The following is a 16,059-nucleotide window of genomic DNA, read 5'->3' on the forward strand; positions in this document are numbered from 1 at the left end:
TTTTTGTAACCCATTACCCTTCCCTATTGAGCGCGCCACCCAGTAAGGTAAAGTAATGATGAAAAGCCTGGTTAATTACAGCTCTTTGCGGCCCTTGAGGGTACAGACCAATTTTGGCTTCTTCTGAGTGCTTACTGCCTTCGACGAGAAAACGGCTGGTTGGTTTGGCGTCTTCTATAAAGGCTTCAAAAGCACGGGCACACATTTCTTCTGGCTTTGAGTAGTAGAAGATGTTGTGTTTTTCATCAGCACGTTTGGAGGCTTGGAAGAGTTCGCTAGTATCCTCACCATCAGGACTGAGTAAAATGCTCTTGAAACAGTGACCAAGTAACGTATTGAGTGGGTGAGACTTGATATTGCTTGAATCGGGCTCTTGCAGCCAATTATTAGAAGCAAAGCTGGACGATGGCGCGAAGTGGAACATTTTATCGCCCATATAATGATCGAAAGCGTGGAACCACTCGTGTGCCAAGCTCCCTGCTCCGGCATTTTTTGCTAGGGCTAATTGACGTGTGGCTGGCATATAGTGAGCAGCAACGCCACGTTGTCCCCCTTTGCCAAATTGTAAGCCCAATGTTCCACGCAGTGAAATAAGTTGCTCTGGGCCCTGCAACGCATCCATTAAGTCGTGTAACGCTTGATCAAAATTAATCGCCGCACGATCTCGTTCTTCTGGTGTCACCCAACGCCCCATTTCAATACCACGAAAGTCGAACTGTCGACGAATAGTAACAAAACTGAGTGTAGAGGAACTTGATGACATATAAGGTCTTGGACTAAATAAGTATTTTAGCGCCGTTCTAAGCTGATCTAGACTAAGAAACGCTGAATGACTGATTAAATTCCGTGATTTTAGCCGCTCGCGCTTCTTTTAGCAGCACCATTTCTTGTTTTGCCCAATCTTTGGCGTTTTGAATACCGAGTTCATTATTAGCTACGGCAGCAGACTTCAATTCAGACTCGTAATGATCGAGCAAGGCATCTAAATCATCTTGATAAGCCTCTTCAATCAACGCTAAAGCCAATTGATGTTGATGACTATAGGACTTTGCCTCGTATTTTTGAACATAAGCCAGTGTATTTACCAATAACCCTTTACCAGTAACCCAATACCTTCCACCAAAGGCCACCGACCACACCCCAGACGGTAAGGTTGACGAGACTCATCACAAAACCCATCAACCACCAATTTTCCATGGATACATAACCCGAACCAAAAATAATCGGTGATGTACCGGTCGCATAATGTGTTAGTGACATCATAAGTGAAGACGCCCCCGCCAATAGAAGCCCAAGGTATAAAGGAGGAGCACCTAACGCCAAACCAGCAGCATAGAAAGCGGCAAACATAGCGGTAATGTGTGCGGTTGTACTGGCAAAGAAATAGTGAGCATAAAAATACACTGCAACAAGAATCACCACAGACACGGCCCAGTCGAAACCAAGATGCTCTATATTGGTTTCAACTACGTTAGAGAACCACTGCACTAAACCCAGTTTATTCAGGAAAGTCGCCATCATCACCAGAGCAGAGAACCACACGACTGTATCCCAAGCAGACTTCTCTTTTAGTACGTCATCCCAGCTAAGAACGCCCGTCACCAATAAGACGGAAAGACCTAAGAAAGCAACAGCCGTTGTGTTAACAGCGAAATCAGAACCGAACAAGGCAGCTGGTAATCCCGCCCACAACACAAGTAACATAGCAAACACCGCCACCATGACTTTTTCGCCATAAGACATCGCCCCCATTTCAGCCAACTTAGACTGAGCGTAGGTCCGTGCATCCGGTGTACTTTTTATCTCAGGCGGGTAAATGGCATAAACCACCAATGGAACCAGTGCAATACACACCAAGCCTGGCAAAAGTGCAGCAAGCGCCCATGTCCCCCAAGTGATACTGATATCAGCACCTGTTGCGTCAGCGATTAACTTCACAATAAGCGGGTTAGGAGCAGTCGCAGTAATAAACATGGCGGATGTGATGGGGTTAATATGATAATTGACTAACGCCAGATAATGGCCGATTTTACGAGACGTTCCCTCTTCTGGAGAAGAACCAAAACTCGCCGCTATGGATTTCATAATGGGATGAATAATACCGCCACCACGCGCCGTATTACTTGGCGTCACCGGTGCAATGACCAGCTCGGAAATGGCTAAAGCGTAGCCGATGCCAATGGTTTTTTTACCGAATAAAGAAATAAAATAATAACCAATGCGGTTTCCTAACCCGGTTTTTGCCAAGCCTCGGGAAATAATAATGGCAATACCAATCAACCAAATCAGTGAATTAGAAAAACCACTCAATGCATCTTTAATGGCACCAGAGGGTGAATCATTGGTCACACCGGTTAATGCAACCAGTGTAATAGCCAAGATAGCGATCGCCCCAATAGGCATAGCCTTACCAATAATGGCAACCACCGTACCCACAAACAAGGCTAACAAGTGCCAAGCATTGGTTGATACCCCATCAGGGACAGGCACCACAAACCAAATACACAGTGCAATTAGCACAGCAAATAACCCAGGTAAAACTCGAACACTTGTTGTTGTCATTAGGCAATCCTAAACTTGTCTCACATCCCCTAACATCCTAAGGGGCACTTCTTTGTATGATAGTGGATTAAAAACATAGAAGTGATGACATATATCATATAAGGGAAAATAGATGTTAAGCAAAAAAAACGACCCATCGAAATGCGTCGTTCTTTTATATCCAAGCGTACAACTAGCCATCATGACCAGTAGCTATCTTCTTAACAACACCCTCTAATAAGTGCTCACAAGAGTCTGGTTCATCAAATCTTGCCACTCTTTATCAAGCGGAGCCTCAAACAACATTCTTTCACCTTTTAACATAATATCCAGGCGTGTCGCATGTAAGCACAACCGTTTAAAACCAAGCGCTTTGGTTACTTTTAAAGACTCAGCCGTGGCGTATTTTTCGTCACCAACAATCGGATAACCCGCATACTGCGCATGAACTCGAATCTGATGCGTTCTCCCGGTCACCGGTTCACACTCAACTAAGCTATAACCCTCAAATTGACGAGCCAATTTAAATCGAGTCAGGCTTTCTTTGCCATCCGTATGAACCTTCACCACGCGCTCGCCCGACTTTAACTCATTTTTTAGTAGCGGTGCGTTTACCTGTAACTTGCGCTTCGGCCAGCTACCATAGACCAGTGCTAAATACGTTTTCTGCACGCCCTCTTTTTCCCTAAGCGCAGTATGTAACTCTTTTAAAACGGATCGCTTCTTCGCGACCATAATAAGCCCTGACGTATCACGATCAAGACGATGAACCAACTCAATAAACTTTTCCTGTGGACGCATCTGACGAATCACTTCCACCAACCCAAAACTTAAACCACTGCCACCATGGACGGCCAACCCTGATGGTTTATTAATAACGATCAAGCCTTTGCCTTCGTAAACAATGCGCGCTTCAATATCGCTTTTTAGACGATCCGACAACAATGGCTTCTCCGTTTCAGGAGCCACCATAATGGGCGCAATTCGAACGATGTCGTCGTTTTGCAGACGATAATCTGGCTTGGTGCGTTTTTTATTGACTCGAATTTCGCCTTTTCGCAACAGATTGTAAAGCTTGCCTTTAGGGACACCTTTTAACAAGGTCACAAGGAAATTATCAATCCGTTGACCCGCATGATTATCATCGATGGTAACGTAACGAACCGCAGGTCTGTCTGCCGTATTTTGTTCAGAATCCGAGTTAAGCAAAGATTGGTTTCCTTTATAATTGAAGCACTTAGTTTTTACTGTTATATTCACATCCGCAGAGGTTAAGAGGCAACAGAACACCTCGAAGATAAGATGCTTAAAATAAATGACCTTAACCAAAGCGACACTTTGGTTCCTATCTTACCTCTGTAACAGTTAATCTTAAATAATAAACCGCATGATTCGGAAAAATCCGCTTCAGTGGAAGGCACTCTCATTATATTGCTCGACCGCGCGTTCGCGTTGTTTCGTATAAAAAGCAAGAACGAGACCGGTTAAAAGAGACTATTTGGTATTAAACACGGCAGCGACCGCATAAAAGCGTTTAACATAAACGAAACGTGTACTCCTCTCGTCAGAAAAGACTGAATGACTTACTCTAAGCTGAGTCAGATTTATTAATGGTACCTCTCACTGTTGTGACTTTCCGCGTCAGCCAACAGAGTTCACATATAAAATGATTAGAATGCTTATTAATGCAACTCAACAAGAAGAGTTGCGCGTTGCCCTTGTAGATGGACAGCGTTTATACGACCTTGATATAGAATCCGGTTCACGCGAACAAAAGAAGTCAAACATTTACAAAGGCCGTATCACTCGCATTGAGCCGAGTCTAGAAGCGGCATTTGTTGATTTCGGTGCAGATCGCCACGGTTTCCTACCTCTTAAAGAAATTTCTAAAACCTACTTCTCCAAAAAATCCAACCACGAAGGCCGCGTTAACATCAAAGATGTTTTAAGCGAAGGTCAAGAAGTGATTGTTCAAGTAGACAAAGAAGAGCGTGGCAATAAGGGCGCCGCACTCACAACGTTTGTCAGCTTGGCGGGTCGTTACTTGGTACTGATGCCAAACAACCCACGCGCAGGCGGTATTTCTCGACGTATCGATGGCGACGACAGATCACAGTTAAAAGAAGCCATGTCAGGTCTTAACACACCCGAAAATGGCGGCCTTATTGTTCGTACTGCAGGTGTGGGTCGTTCTACTGAAGAGCTTCAGTGGGATTTGGATTACCTAGATACACTGTGGAACTCCATCACCAAAGCCGCTTCTGAAAAGCCAGCGCCTTTTTTGATTTACCAAGAGAGTAACATTGTTATTCGTGCCATTCGCGACTACTTGCGCGAAGACATTGGTGAAGTGCTAATCGATGAAAAAGGTGCTTACCAAGATGCAATTAACTTTGTTATGCAGGTCATGCCGCATTTCAAATCTCGCATCAAAATGTACACAGACACTACACCTCTTTTCAATCGCTTCCAAATTGAAAGCCAAATCGAGACGGCTTTCCAACGTGAAGTACGCCTTCCTTCTGGTGGCTCTATTGTTATTGACCCAACCGAAGCGCTTGTATCGATCGATATCAACTCCGCTCGTGCAACGAAAGGCGGTGACATCGAAGAAACCGCTCTACAAACCAACGTAGAAGCGGCAGACGAAATTGCGCGTCAATTGCGTCTTCGTGATATTGGTGGCTTGGTTGTTATTGACTTTATAGATATGACACCGGTTCGCAATCAAAAAGAAGTCGAAAACCGCATGAAAAATGCCCTAGAAGCCGATCGCGCACGCGTTCAGCTAGGTCGTATTTCACGCTTTGGCTTGTTGGAAATGTCCCGTCAGCGTCTGCGCCCTTCTCTTGGTGAAACCAGCGGTATCGTCTGTCCACGCTGTAATGGGCAAGGCTTTATTCGCGATGTAGAATCGCTTGCATTGTCCGTTTTACGCTTGATCGAAGAAGAATGCTCAAAAGAGCGCACCGCACAAATTCGTGCTGTTTTGCCCGTTTCCGTGGCGACCTTCTTGCTTAACGAGAAACGCACAAACATTGCGAAGATTGAAAAACGCAACAATGTACACATCATTCTTGTGCCAAACCCTCACATGGAAACACCACATTTTGAAGTGGAACGTATCCGTGATGACAGCACTGTCGTAACGCAAAACGAAAACAGCTACTCTTTGGTTGATACACCTGAGCAGCCGCCTTACGAACCACGTAAAGCCAGTGAAAATGTTCGTCCTCAAGCCGCGGTGACCAGTATCCCACCTAAAGCGCCAGCACCAGAACAAGTAGCGGCATCAACACCTGAACCAAAGACGGCGCCTAAAGCCGCTGAAGAGGCACCCAGTAAGCCTGGCTTATTTAAACGCATCATCAATGCTCTGTTTGGCGAACCACAAGCACCGGCTAAAGAAGAGAAACCGGCCGCACCTGCACCGAAGTCCGCTCCGAAAAAAGAGCGCGATGAGGCCAGCAAGCCTAACAACCGCAACAATAAAACGAAACGTACCGTTAAGCATCAAAATGCTGACAAAGACGACAACAACGCAGAGAAAAACCGCTCAACGCGTCAGTCCCGTCGTGAGCAAGCGGAAGCAAATGGCAAAGGCGGAAACACCAACAACAATCGTCGCAATAACAAACGTGTCAATAAAAATGATCAACAGGATGCACGCCCTGAGAAGCAAGAAGCCGCTGTAAAAGCCGCACCTCGCCAACCTCAGAAAGAAGTCCCTGAAGTGAAAGAGCGTAAACGTGACCGTAACGACAATCGTCGTCGTAGCGGTAAGTTAAAAGACGAAGCTCTTGAAGCGACCAAATTACAAGAGCAAGAAGCAGTCGCACAGGAAGTAGCTGAGCAAGCAGCTCAATCTTCGACAAACAGTGATAACGGTGAAGAACCGCAACGTCGCTCTCGTCGCTCTCGTCGCTCGCGTCGTCCTCAAAAAGAGGAAAACAACGCACAACAAGAAACACAAGAAAACGATCAGCAAGACGTAAAAACAGATGCAGCGGAATCTGCCCCTATTCAGCCAGAGAAAAAGGCGTCTGAGAAAAAAGTAGAGCCTTCTGCTGAAGTGGCTGCTGAGACAAAAGCTGTTTCGCAAGATACGCCTGAAGAAGCTTCTAAAGCCGAAAGCATTTCCGAAACAACAACGAAAGAATCAGCAGAAGCCAAAACAGATGATCAACCGGCTGACGCTATTCAAGAATCTGTAAAAGACGTTAAAGCAGATCAGGCAAGCCCTGAAGCAGAAACGAAAAAAGCAGAAGCACCAGAGGCTGTCACCGAGGAAGCCGCTGATAAAGCGACTCAAACGAAAGCTGCTGAAACAAAAGCGGAAGCGCCTAACGAAACGACTGAAGTGACACCTAAAGTTGAATCTGCTCCATCTGCTCAAAAGGCAACTTCTGAGCCATCGACTGATGTTGATGTTCAGGTTGATGCATCTGAGGAAGTAAAAGTCGAGGCACAAACAGCAGATACCGACTCTGAGCCTAAGCAAGTCGAATCTCAGCCGGTGACTACTGTTGCTGAAACCCCTGTTGTTGAAGACACTGTTAAGGAAGATGTTGAAGCAAAAGCGGTTAAAACAGAGCCTGCTGACGTTACTGAGCAGACTGAAGAGAAAGCAGAGCCTAAAGCGACCGTTGAGACAAAAGACACAACGGAAGCGCCTGCTAAAGACACGCAATCTCAAGCAACGTCTCGAACGCGTAAACCTCGTCGTGGTCGTGGTAAACCGGCCGTAACGGCACCGACTGAAGTCAAAGCACCTGTTGAATTGCCTGCGGCTATTTTGGCTCAGCAAGAAAAAATGCGCCAAGAACAAGCAGAAAAACGCAACAATGCTTCCTCACGTCGTCGCGCTTCTGCAGGTCGAGTTAAAAATGACCCAAGGTTGGCACTGGATAAAAATAAAACAGCAGAGTCTAGTTCGACTGATCCGTCAGCAGAATAAATCTCTTCGATTGTTTTAAGTACCACAAAGAGCCCGCACTATGCGGGCTCTTTTGCAAAAAAAAGTCATGTCATACACGGGTATCAGCATCAATAAAGTACAGGTAAAACACAATGATTATTGATTTTTCACGCTTTAAAGATTGGACATTGTCTGGCGATCTTTTCGGGGGCGCCACAACGGCTATTGTGTCGCTTCCTTTGGCTCTGGCCTTTGGCGTGGCCTCAGGTGCAGGGGCGGAAGCTGGACTGTGGGGCGCCATTCTTGTCGGCTTTTTCGCCGCCCTCTTCGGCGGTTCCACGAGCTTAATTTCAGAACCCACCGGCCCTATGACGGTGATTATGACCGCCGTATTAACCAGTATGATGGCCAGTAGCCCGGAAGGTGGCGTGGCGATGGCGTTTACTGTGGTCATGATTGCGGGCGTCTTTCAGATGACGCTAGGCTATCTGAAACTAGGTAAATACATCACCCTAATGCCTTACAGCGTCATCTCTGGCTTTATGTCAGGTATTGGGGTGATTCTAATCATTTTACAGATTGCCCCTTTTTTAGGTCACGCTTCCCCTTCTGGCGGCGTTATGGGTACATTAAGCGCACTTCCTAACCTGATTGTGAACTTAAAAGTATCTGAACTCTTTCTCGGCTTGTTAACACTAGGCGTTTTGTTTTACATGCCAAAACATTGGCGTCGCTTCGTGCCACCCCAGTTGGTTGCACTGGTTGCTATCACCCTGGTGTCTATTCTGTTGTTCAACGACGCAGATGTGCGTCGAATTGGTGTAGTACCGTCAGGCTTGCCTTCAATACACTGGCCGCATTTTGAAATGGATGTGCTCGTTGAAATGATCATTAATGGCTTGGTGTTAGGAACACTTGGTTGCATTGATACTCTGTTAACGGCGGTCATTGCTGACAGCTTAACCCGTAAAGAACACGACTCAAACCGAGAGTTGATGGGGCAAGGGGCCGCTAATTTGCTTTCGGGCCTGCTCGGTGGCTTACCAGGGGCTGGCGCAACAATGGGTACCGTAGTCAACGTCCAATCAGGCGGAAAGTCCCCTCTTGCTGGCGTCACTCGTGCACTGATTTTATTGATTGTCGTCCTCGGAGCATCGCAGCTAATCAGCCCTATTCCGATGGCTGTCTTAGCCGGTATTGCCCTGTATGTTGGGATCAATATCTTAGATTGGAGCTTTTTAAAACGCGCCCACAAAATTGCCCTTTCTCCCACCATTATTATGTATGGCGTAATGACCTTGACGGTCTTTGTTGATTTGATGGTCGCCGTCGGTATTGGTGTTTTCATTGCCAATATTATGACCATTGAAAAACTCAGTCGCTTGCAATCCGGTAATGTCAAAGCCATCAGTGATGCCGATGATGATATATCTCTCACCGATGAAGAAAGAGCGTTGCTTGATCAAGCAGAGGGCAAGGTGCTGCTGTTTTATTTGTCTGGCCCTATGATTTTTGGTGCCAGTAAAGCCATCGCCAAACACCATAACCGCATACATAACTACAAGGCGGTGGTATTGGACCTTAGCGCGGTCCCCATGATGGATTTAACCATCAGTTTGGCGTTGGAAAACGCCATCAAAGACGCCATAGAAGCAAAGTGTGATGTGTATATCTTCAGTCCAAATGGACAAACAACAGAACGTCTGGAAAAATTGGGCGTGTTAAAACGTCTGCCGCACAATGCATTTTGTGACTCACGAAAAACCGCCCTAGAAGAAGCGGTGAAACATCTCCAAAGTCTTTAATCAAAAAAACCAACACAAAGAAAAATTTCCTTGTGTTGGTTTTATTGTGATTTTGGCTTGTTATGGTGACGTTTTACGTCACTTAAAACGCCATGTTCATGGCAACGGAAATCACATTAGCTGAAGACTCATAATCTGACTTCAAGGTACCGCGCGCACTGTCTTCTGGCAGATTGGTGCGATTAACAGACACATCGTCGATTTTCACATGCGTGAAGGCAACCGTTGCTGACGTCATGTCGTTGAAGTCGTACGTTGCACCCACAGATAACCATTTGCGGTCACCATCTGGCGTACGTGCTGATCGGTACTCATCGGTTACAGGGGAACTGTCCATAGCAACACCTGAACGCAGCGTTAGTTTATCTGAGTAAACATAAGTTAAACCTGCGGAATACATCCACTGATCTTCAAAACCAAAGGTCAACACTGAGTTATCCTGTGTACTGTCAAAATCAATGTTCAAACCATCTAAAGAACTCCAGCCGGTTCTAATGGCTGATAAACCAAAAGTCAATTTATTGCTCAAATCATGTTCTAAACTTAGCGTCATGACAGATGGCATAGTAACAGAGTCACTTAAGCTGGTATTCACTAGGTTAGGTCTACCGAAACTGGTCAATGCAGCATTTAAACCAGCAACGTCTGTGTAATTCACATCCCCTTCAAAATCATAATCCACTTCACTACGATAACCTAAACCGACGCGCGTGCCTTTCACAGGCTCAAGCATGGCACCGAAGCTGTAACCCACTGCGGTATCGTCCGCTTCTATTCTGCCTATGCCTTCTCTGCCAGTAAACCCAACGGCTGACTCTAAAACGATTTCAGCTTTATGGACCTGCACACTGGCTCCCACAGAGGCCCAATCGTTGACTCTATGTGCCAGAGCAAAACTTAGCGCAATATCTTGTACAGCGGTTTCCGTAGCATGAAAGCGCCCTGCCCAGTCTTGGTCATCATCTCCCGATAAGCCAAAAGGCACATTGAGAGAAATACCCGCTACAGTTTTATCCGATAATGGCTTAGCAAAATAAAAGGATGGTACGAGAGTGTTGTTAACCGAATCACCAGAGACTTTGTTTCCTAGATCAACTGGACCATTTAGACCCTTTTGTGGAACATTTGGAGTTGCATCCGTTGCAGAATCCACCGTCACATCCATGCTGGGCATCACATAAGCGCCAGAAGCATAGAAGGTTGTCTGTTTTGCGTTGGTAAAAAGGGCGGGGTTCCAAAAGCTAAAAGAAATGTCAGATTTGGACGCGGCAGCGCCAGCCAGCGCGGTGCCAGAGGCCGTTGCACTGTGGTCGTTCAAAGCAAAACCCGCAGCGTATGCGGAAGACGCGGCTGCGACGGAAAGCGCAACAAGACTTGTTTTAAACAAGACAGCAGAAGATTTTTTCATAAATAAGCTCCGTTGTTATTTTTATTGGGACTTTTATTGTGTGTTATTCAGTGCGCTACACACTTCTACAAGGAAGTATATGCTCTCGATATTACCAGTATGTATTTCTTAAGCAACCCATTATTCAAAATAATCCTCTGTGTTTAGAGCAATTTGCTAGAACAAAAAAAGCACCAACCAAAATGATTGATGCCTTTTTATAGAAAACGGATACATTTTTCTCTATGCAGCCATATTAAAACCCTATACGGCGATATAAAAAGAGCCGCAACATACTGTCATTACCTGTACAAGATTTCAGGCAAGATGAGCGCTACCGCCGGTATAAGTGTAATAAGCAGAAGGCGAACGATGTCTGCACACCAAAAAGGGGTCACTCCCCTAAAAATAGTACCTGGTTTCACTCCTTTCAAAACGGCACTTAACACAAAAACATTCATCCCAACAGGCGGTGTAATAAGGCTGATTTCCGTCACAACCACCACAATAATACCAAACCAAACTAGGTCAAATCCCAAACTTTGCACGAGAGGATAGAAAATAGGCACTGTTAACAACATCATTGAAAGACTTTCGAAGACCATTCCAAGAATGATGTAGATGCCTAAAATCACAAAAATAACGCCTAATGGGCTGATATCTAAGGACACAACAAAGTTGTAAAGGTCATCTGGAAAACCCGCTCGGTTAATAAAATCTGAGAAAATCAAAGCACCGATCACAACAGCAAATAACATGGCTGTTGTTCGTGTTGTATCAATTAAAGAGAGAAATAGTGAACGTAAATTTAAGGTACGTTTGAAGAGAGCAATTAAAAATGCCCCGCCAGCACCCACGCCAGCGGCCTCAGTAGGTGTAAAAATACCCGCGTAAATCCCCCCCATTACTAGGACAAATAAAGCCAATACGCCCCAAACACCATTCATTGCTGATAACCGTTGCGGCCAAGAGAGCTTTTCACCACAAGGGCCCGCTTCTGGATTACGCCAAACAACGTATTTTACGGCAAACAAATACAGCAAGATCCCCAACATGCCAGGAATAAAACCAGCCGCAAAGAGCTCTCGAATACTGGTCTCGGTTAATAGACCGTACATCACCAAGATAACACTGGGAGGAATCAAAATCCCTAGCGTTCCACCTGCCGCAATAGAAGCGGTTGCAAGTCCATCAGAGTAACCGTATTTGCGCATTTCAGGCATAGCCACTTTGGCCATGGTGGCCGATGTGGCGAGAGATGACCCACAGATTGCAGAAAAACCGCCACACGCTACTACCGTTGCCATTGATAAACCACCACGGTGATGACCTAAAAAAGCATTGGATGCACGATATAAGGCGTTTGACAATCCTGAGTTTGTCACCAAATTCCCCATCAATATGAACAAAGGAATAACCGATAAACTGTACTCCTGAGCCGTATCTATGATTCGATTCGACGCCAGCGACAGCATGCCACTCCATCGGAAACTGAATAGGTTGTCAAAAGTGAGTCCTTGTAGGTAAGAAAAACCAAAGAAACCAACGATACCCATCGCAAAAGCAATGGGAATACGAACAGCGATAATCAGCAGTAAAAGCACTGCAAAACCTATAAGAGCGACTGTCATACTAAAACCTGTTGAGATTAAAAAATGTATTATTTTTATTGTTGAGATTTAATCGCACGATACACACCATAAGTGATCATGGTAGCCGCACAAACATAACTCATCACGGCAACAAACTGCACAATGTAACCAACGGGGAACTCTAAATATTCCGTTACAACACCACGGCGTAGAGAACGACTGGCCAGATAAATCATGCGCTCTGCAACAAAGTAAAAGGCAGCAGAGATCAGCAACGTTGAGAACAACGCCAATACTTTTACCAATAAAATGCCGTAAAACCGATCCAATAAATCCACAATGACGTGCCCTCCACGCCAGGTGATCACGGGCATTTGAGCAAACACAATAACGGCGAGGAGAACTTCTGTTATCTCTACGGCACCGTTAATGGAATTGGCAAAGAAATACCGACCTGCGACGTCAGCACAAGTCAGTAACATCAGCCCCATAAGTGTTGTGGCAGTCACACATTCAAGACCAAAAGCCAGCCACTTGGCTGGCCCCTTGTCCGGATAGTGCTCTGCAATAAATTGCGATAGCGCCATCATTTAGTTTCCTGCGTTGTAGTGACGTGCTTCGTGGCGCAGTTCTTTCAAGACCGCTTCCGCGTCAATATTTTTGTCCGCCACAGAATCTAACCAAGCTTGGTCGCTCGCAGGCATCAAGGCATTAAACTGCTCCGATAACGCACTGCCTTCTTGCACTTCATTAATGTCAACACCTGCAGCAATCGCGGCTTTGTAACCATCTAGATCGCCCATGTCCCAAGCTTTACCGGCCATGGCCGACAACTTCTCACCAGACACGGCACGGATTGCCGCTTGGTCTTTTTCGCTCAGGCTGTCCATAAATTCCGCGTTGATAAACATGGAAAAACTTCCCATGTACATACCCGCTGGAAAGATGGTGATGTATTTGGTGACTTCATTAAGGCGAAGACTCTTTTGCTGCGCCATTGGCATAAAGATTCCGTCGATCACGTTTTGCTGCAACATTTCGTACGCTTTGGTTGCAGGTGCACCAACCGGTGTCACTTCCATCGCTTCTGCTAAGTAAGTTTGCACACCGCCACCCACACGAATTTTTTTCCCTTTTAGATCATCAAGAGACGTCACAGGAAAGTTCGATTGAATGGTGCCTTGACCGTGTGAGAACAAACCCAATACTTCTAAGTCCTCGAATTCATTCTCGGCTTTAAAGTATTTATCGTACATGCGCCACAGAGCCACCGACGTTGCTTCTGAGTTCACTCCTAACCCAGGCATTTCAATGATCTGAGGTAACGTGAAGCGCCCTGGTACATAGCCATGGAAACTGAAGCTGGCGTCTGAAATACCATCTTCGACGATTTGAAACATGGTTTTAGGGTGCCCAAGACCATATTCCAATTTCACAACAACACGACCTTCCGTCGCTTCTTCGACCCATTTTGCCCATGTTGGCCACACAATCGTGTTTTGGTTATCCGTCGGTGGCAACCAGGTTGCCACTCGCAGAACAGTTTGAGCATAACTTGACACACTGAAACTGAAGGCTAAAAACATCAATACAGCGGTTATGGATTGTCTTAGATTCAACATATTAGAAACCTTTTTAGAATTATTGTTTTAGTATCAAAGCGTAAGGTCTTGCCAGTATTTAGAGCACGCTTTTTGCTCTAAACCTCAAGTAGATCAGTGACAAACTACCACTGACCGACTCAATGCTCTTTGTCCTAGCTCGATAATTTTTTAACCAAGGTTAAAATATCGTAGCTAGCCACCAACTCATCGTCTTGGTTCGTTACTTGAACGTCCCACACAACCACACCTTGTGGCTCTCCTTTTGGACTTACTTTGCCTTGGTCTATTTTGCGTTTACACGTCAGACGTGCCCGAATGGTATCACCGATAGGAACAGGCGTAATAAAGCGCAAGTTATCTAAGCCATAGTTGGCCAGTACAGGGCCCTCTCCTGGAGAGACAAATAACCCCGCTGCGGCGGATAACACAAAGTAACCATGCGCTATGCGCTGCTCAAATTGCGTGTCTCGGGCAGCGATGTCGTCAAAGTGCATATAAAAGTGATCGCCAGATAAGCAACCAAAATTGACAATATCGGCTTCCGTCACAGTGCGGCGATGGGTCAATAACGACTCACCCACTTGCAGGTTCTCAAAATAGCGACGGAAAGGATGAACTTCTGTTTCAATCGTCTCGCCACCACGCACATATTCATTGACCACTGCCCCTAGCATGGTGGGCGATCCTTGAATAGCAGCACGTTGTAAATAATGGGTAACGCCGCGAATGCCTCCTAACTCTTCGCCGCCACCAGCACGCCCAGGCCCACCGTGTTTTAACATAGGAAGAGGAGAGCCATGGCCCGTTGACTCTTTCGAGGCTTGCTCATTCAAAATATGAACACGACCATGCCAGACCGCTAGATTTGGTACCATATGCTCCGCTACCTCAGGGTCTTTTGTCACTAAGGTAGAAACAAGTGAGCCTTTACCGCGAGCAGCAAGCGCAACAGCATGATCGACGTTTTTATAAGGCATCAGGGTACTAATAGGGCCAAATGCTTCTATGTCGTGGGCACCACCGTCAGCATCTGGATCATTACTAAGCAATACCGTCGGCTGACAAAAAGCCCCTTTCTCCGCATTCTCACCTACAGGACGACAAGCATCACGGCCACCACTGACTAAAAAACTCGTCTTTAACAGCTGATCAAGTTGCGTCAATACATCGTATTGCTGTACGTGCGTCGCCAATGCTCCCATGCGAACACCATCAACAGTAGGATCACCTACGGTGACTTTAGCCAAGCGAGCTGACAATCGATCTGCGACGGCTTCAATATGATTTTCAGGCACAAGCACACGACGGATAGCGGTACACTTTTGACCTGCTTTTGCCGTCATTTCTCGAGCCACTTCTTTGACAAACAGATCAAATTCAGGACTGTCTACAGAAACGTCTGGCGCTAAAATAGCGCAGTTCAGAGAATCCGCTTCGGCATTAAACGGCACCGCGTTAGTAATCAAGTTAGGGGTGGTCCGCAGTTTGGCGGCCGTGGCCGCCGAACCAGTAAAAGTCACCATATCTTGACCGTCAAGACGATCCAGCAAGTCCCCTGTACGCCCAATAACAAGCTGCAGACTGCCCTCTGGAAGACAGCCAGACTGATGCATCAAACGCACACAGGCCTCTGTCAGAAAGGACGTTGATGTGGCGGGTTTAACAATACAGGGAAGCCCAGCAATAAAGTTGGCCGCAAATTTCTCTAACATACCCCAGATAGGAAAGTTAAACGCATTGATGTGCACAACGACACCATGACGTGGTACCAACACATGAGAACCGTAAAAATGCCCTTCTTTACCCAGAGGAATTGCGTCCCCTTCGTGAATAAGATTACCGGATGGCAACTCGCGTCTGCCCATACTAGCATACGCAAATAGAGTCCCTGCTCCCCCTTCAATATCAATCCAACTGTCGGTTCGCGTAGCGCCCGTCTGAGTAGACATTTGATAAAGCGCTTCTTTATGTTCAAGTAAGTATTTACCTAAATCTCGAAGGCAAGAAGCACGAGACTGAAAATCCATAGATAACAAAGATTGACGACCCTTAGTACGAGCAAAATCAATCGACTGGCCAAAATCTATTGTTTCGGCGTGTGTCTGATAAATCGTGTTCCCGTTGATTGGGCTTAACAAAGCTTGATCGGCGTGTTTGCCAAACCATTGCCCCGCAATAAAACTTTGTACTATTGGCTGGTCCTGCATATAAA

Annotated in this window: 11 protein-coding genes; 2 read left to right on the forward strand and 9 right to left on the reverse strand. The window is 46.0% G+C overall.

Annotation, left to right across the window (positions count from 1 at the left end):
• Window positions 1–13: 13 nt before the first annotated feature.
• From LG368_RS00450 to rluC, 4 genes are all read right to left on the reverse strand, one after another.
• A complete protein-coding gene (locus LG368_RS00450; RefSeq protein ID WP_226752768.1) occupies window positions 14–763 on the reverse strand; it encodes a CLCA_X family protein in 750 nt (249 codons plus the stop codon).
• A gap of 52 nt (window positions 764–815) precedes the next feature.
• The gene (locus tag LG368_RS00455; protein WP_226753023.1) at window positions 816–1,130 is read right to left on the reverse strand and encodes a hypothetical protein; all 315 of its coding nucleotides are present in this window, start codon (window positions 1,128–1,130) and stop codon (window positions 816–818) included.
• On the reverse strand, window positions 1,096–2,562 hold the full coding sequence (locus tag LG368_RS00460) for an anion permease (RefSeq protein ID WP_226752769.1): 1,467 nt from the start codon (window positions 2,560–2,562) through the stop codon (window positions 1,096–1,098). Before LG368_RS00460 ends, LG368_RS00455 begins: the two co-directional genes overlap by 35 nt.
• A 213-nt stretch (window positions 2,563–2,775) precedes the next feature.
• On the reverse strand, window positions 2,776–3,750 hold the full coding sequence (gene rluC / locus LG368_RS00465; RefSeq protein WP_226752770.1) for a 23S rRNA pseudouridine(955/2504/2580) synthase RluC: 975 nt from the start codon (window positions 3,748–3,750) through the stop codon (window positions 2,776–2,778).
• Between the two features lie 457 nt (window positions 3,751–4,207).
• Between rluC and rne the strand changes: the two genes are divergently transcribed.
• Together rne and LG368_RS00475 are read left to right on the forward strand one after the other, a co-directional pair.
• Window positions 4,208–7,498 (forward strand): ribonuclease E, encoded by a 3,291-nt coding sequence (gene rne / locus LG368_RS00470; protein ID WP_226752771.1) that lies wholly within the window; start codon window positions 4,208–4,210, stop codon window positions 7,496–7,498.
• A 113-nt stretch (window positions 7,499–7,611) separates the two neighbouring features.
• Window positions 7,612–9,264, forward strand: a complete 1,653-nt coding sequence (locus tag LG368_RS00475) for a SulP family inorganic anion transporter (protein WP_226752772.1) — start codon at window positions 7,612–7,614, stop codon at window positions 9,262–9,264.
• An 82-nt stretch (window positions 9,265–9,346) separates the two neighbouring features.
• On the opposite strand, the gene LG368_RS00480 is transcribed toward LG368_RS00475, so the two are convergent.
• From LG368_RS00480 to paaZ, 5 genes are all read right to left on the reverse strand, one after another.
• Window positions 9,347–10,672, reverse strand: a complete 1,326-nt coding sequence (locus LG368_RS00480) for an OmpP1/FadL family transporter (RefSeq protein WP_226752773.1) — start codon at window positions 10,670–10,672, stop codon at window positions 9,347–9,349.
• Between the two features lie 281 nt (window positions 10,673–10,953).
• Window positions 10,954–12,282, reverse strand: coding sequence for a TRAP transporter large permease (locus tag LG368_RS00485; RefSeq protein WP_226752774.1), 1,329 nt, complete (start codon window positions 12,280–12,282; stop codon window positions 10,954–10,956).
• A gap of 35 nt (window positions 12,283–12,317) precedes the next feature.
• Window positions 12,318–12,833 carry a TRAP transporter small permease gene (locus LG368_RS00490; protein WP_338086287.1) on the reverse strand — a complete coding sequence of 172 codons (516 nt, stop codon included), beginning with the start codon at window positions 12,831–12,833 and terminating at the stop codon, window positions 12,318–12,320.
• On the reverse strand, window positions 12,834–13,865 hold the full coding sequence (locus LG368_RS00495) for a TRAP transporter substrate-binding protein (RefSeq protein ID WP_226752775.1): 1,032 nt from the start codon (window positions 13,863–13,865) through the stop codon (window positions 12,834–12,836).
• A 134-nt stretch (window positions 13,866–13,999) separates the two neighbouring features.
• Window positions 14,000–16,054, reverse strand: a complete 2,055-nt coding sequence (paaZ, locus tag LG368_RS00500; protein ID WP_226752776.1) for a phenylacetic acid degradation bifunctional protein PaaZ — start codon at window positions 16,052–16,054, stop codon at window positions 14,000–14,002.
• Window positions 16,055–16,059 lie beyond the last annotated feature (5 nt).

The organism is Marinomonas algarum, assembly GCF_020532605.1.
GTDB lineage: Bacteria > Pseudomonadota > Gammaproteobacteria > Pseudomonadales > Marinomonadaceae > Marinomonas > Marinomonas algarum.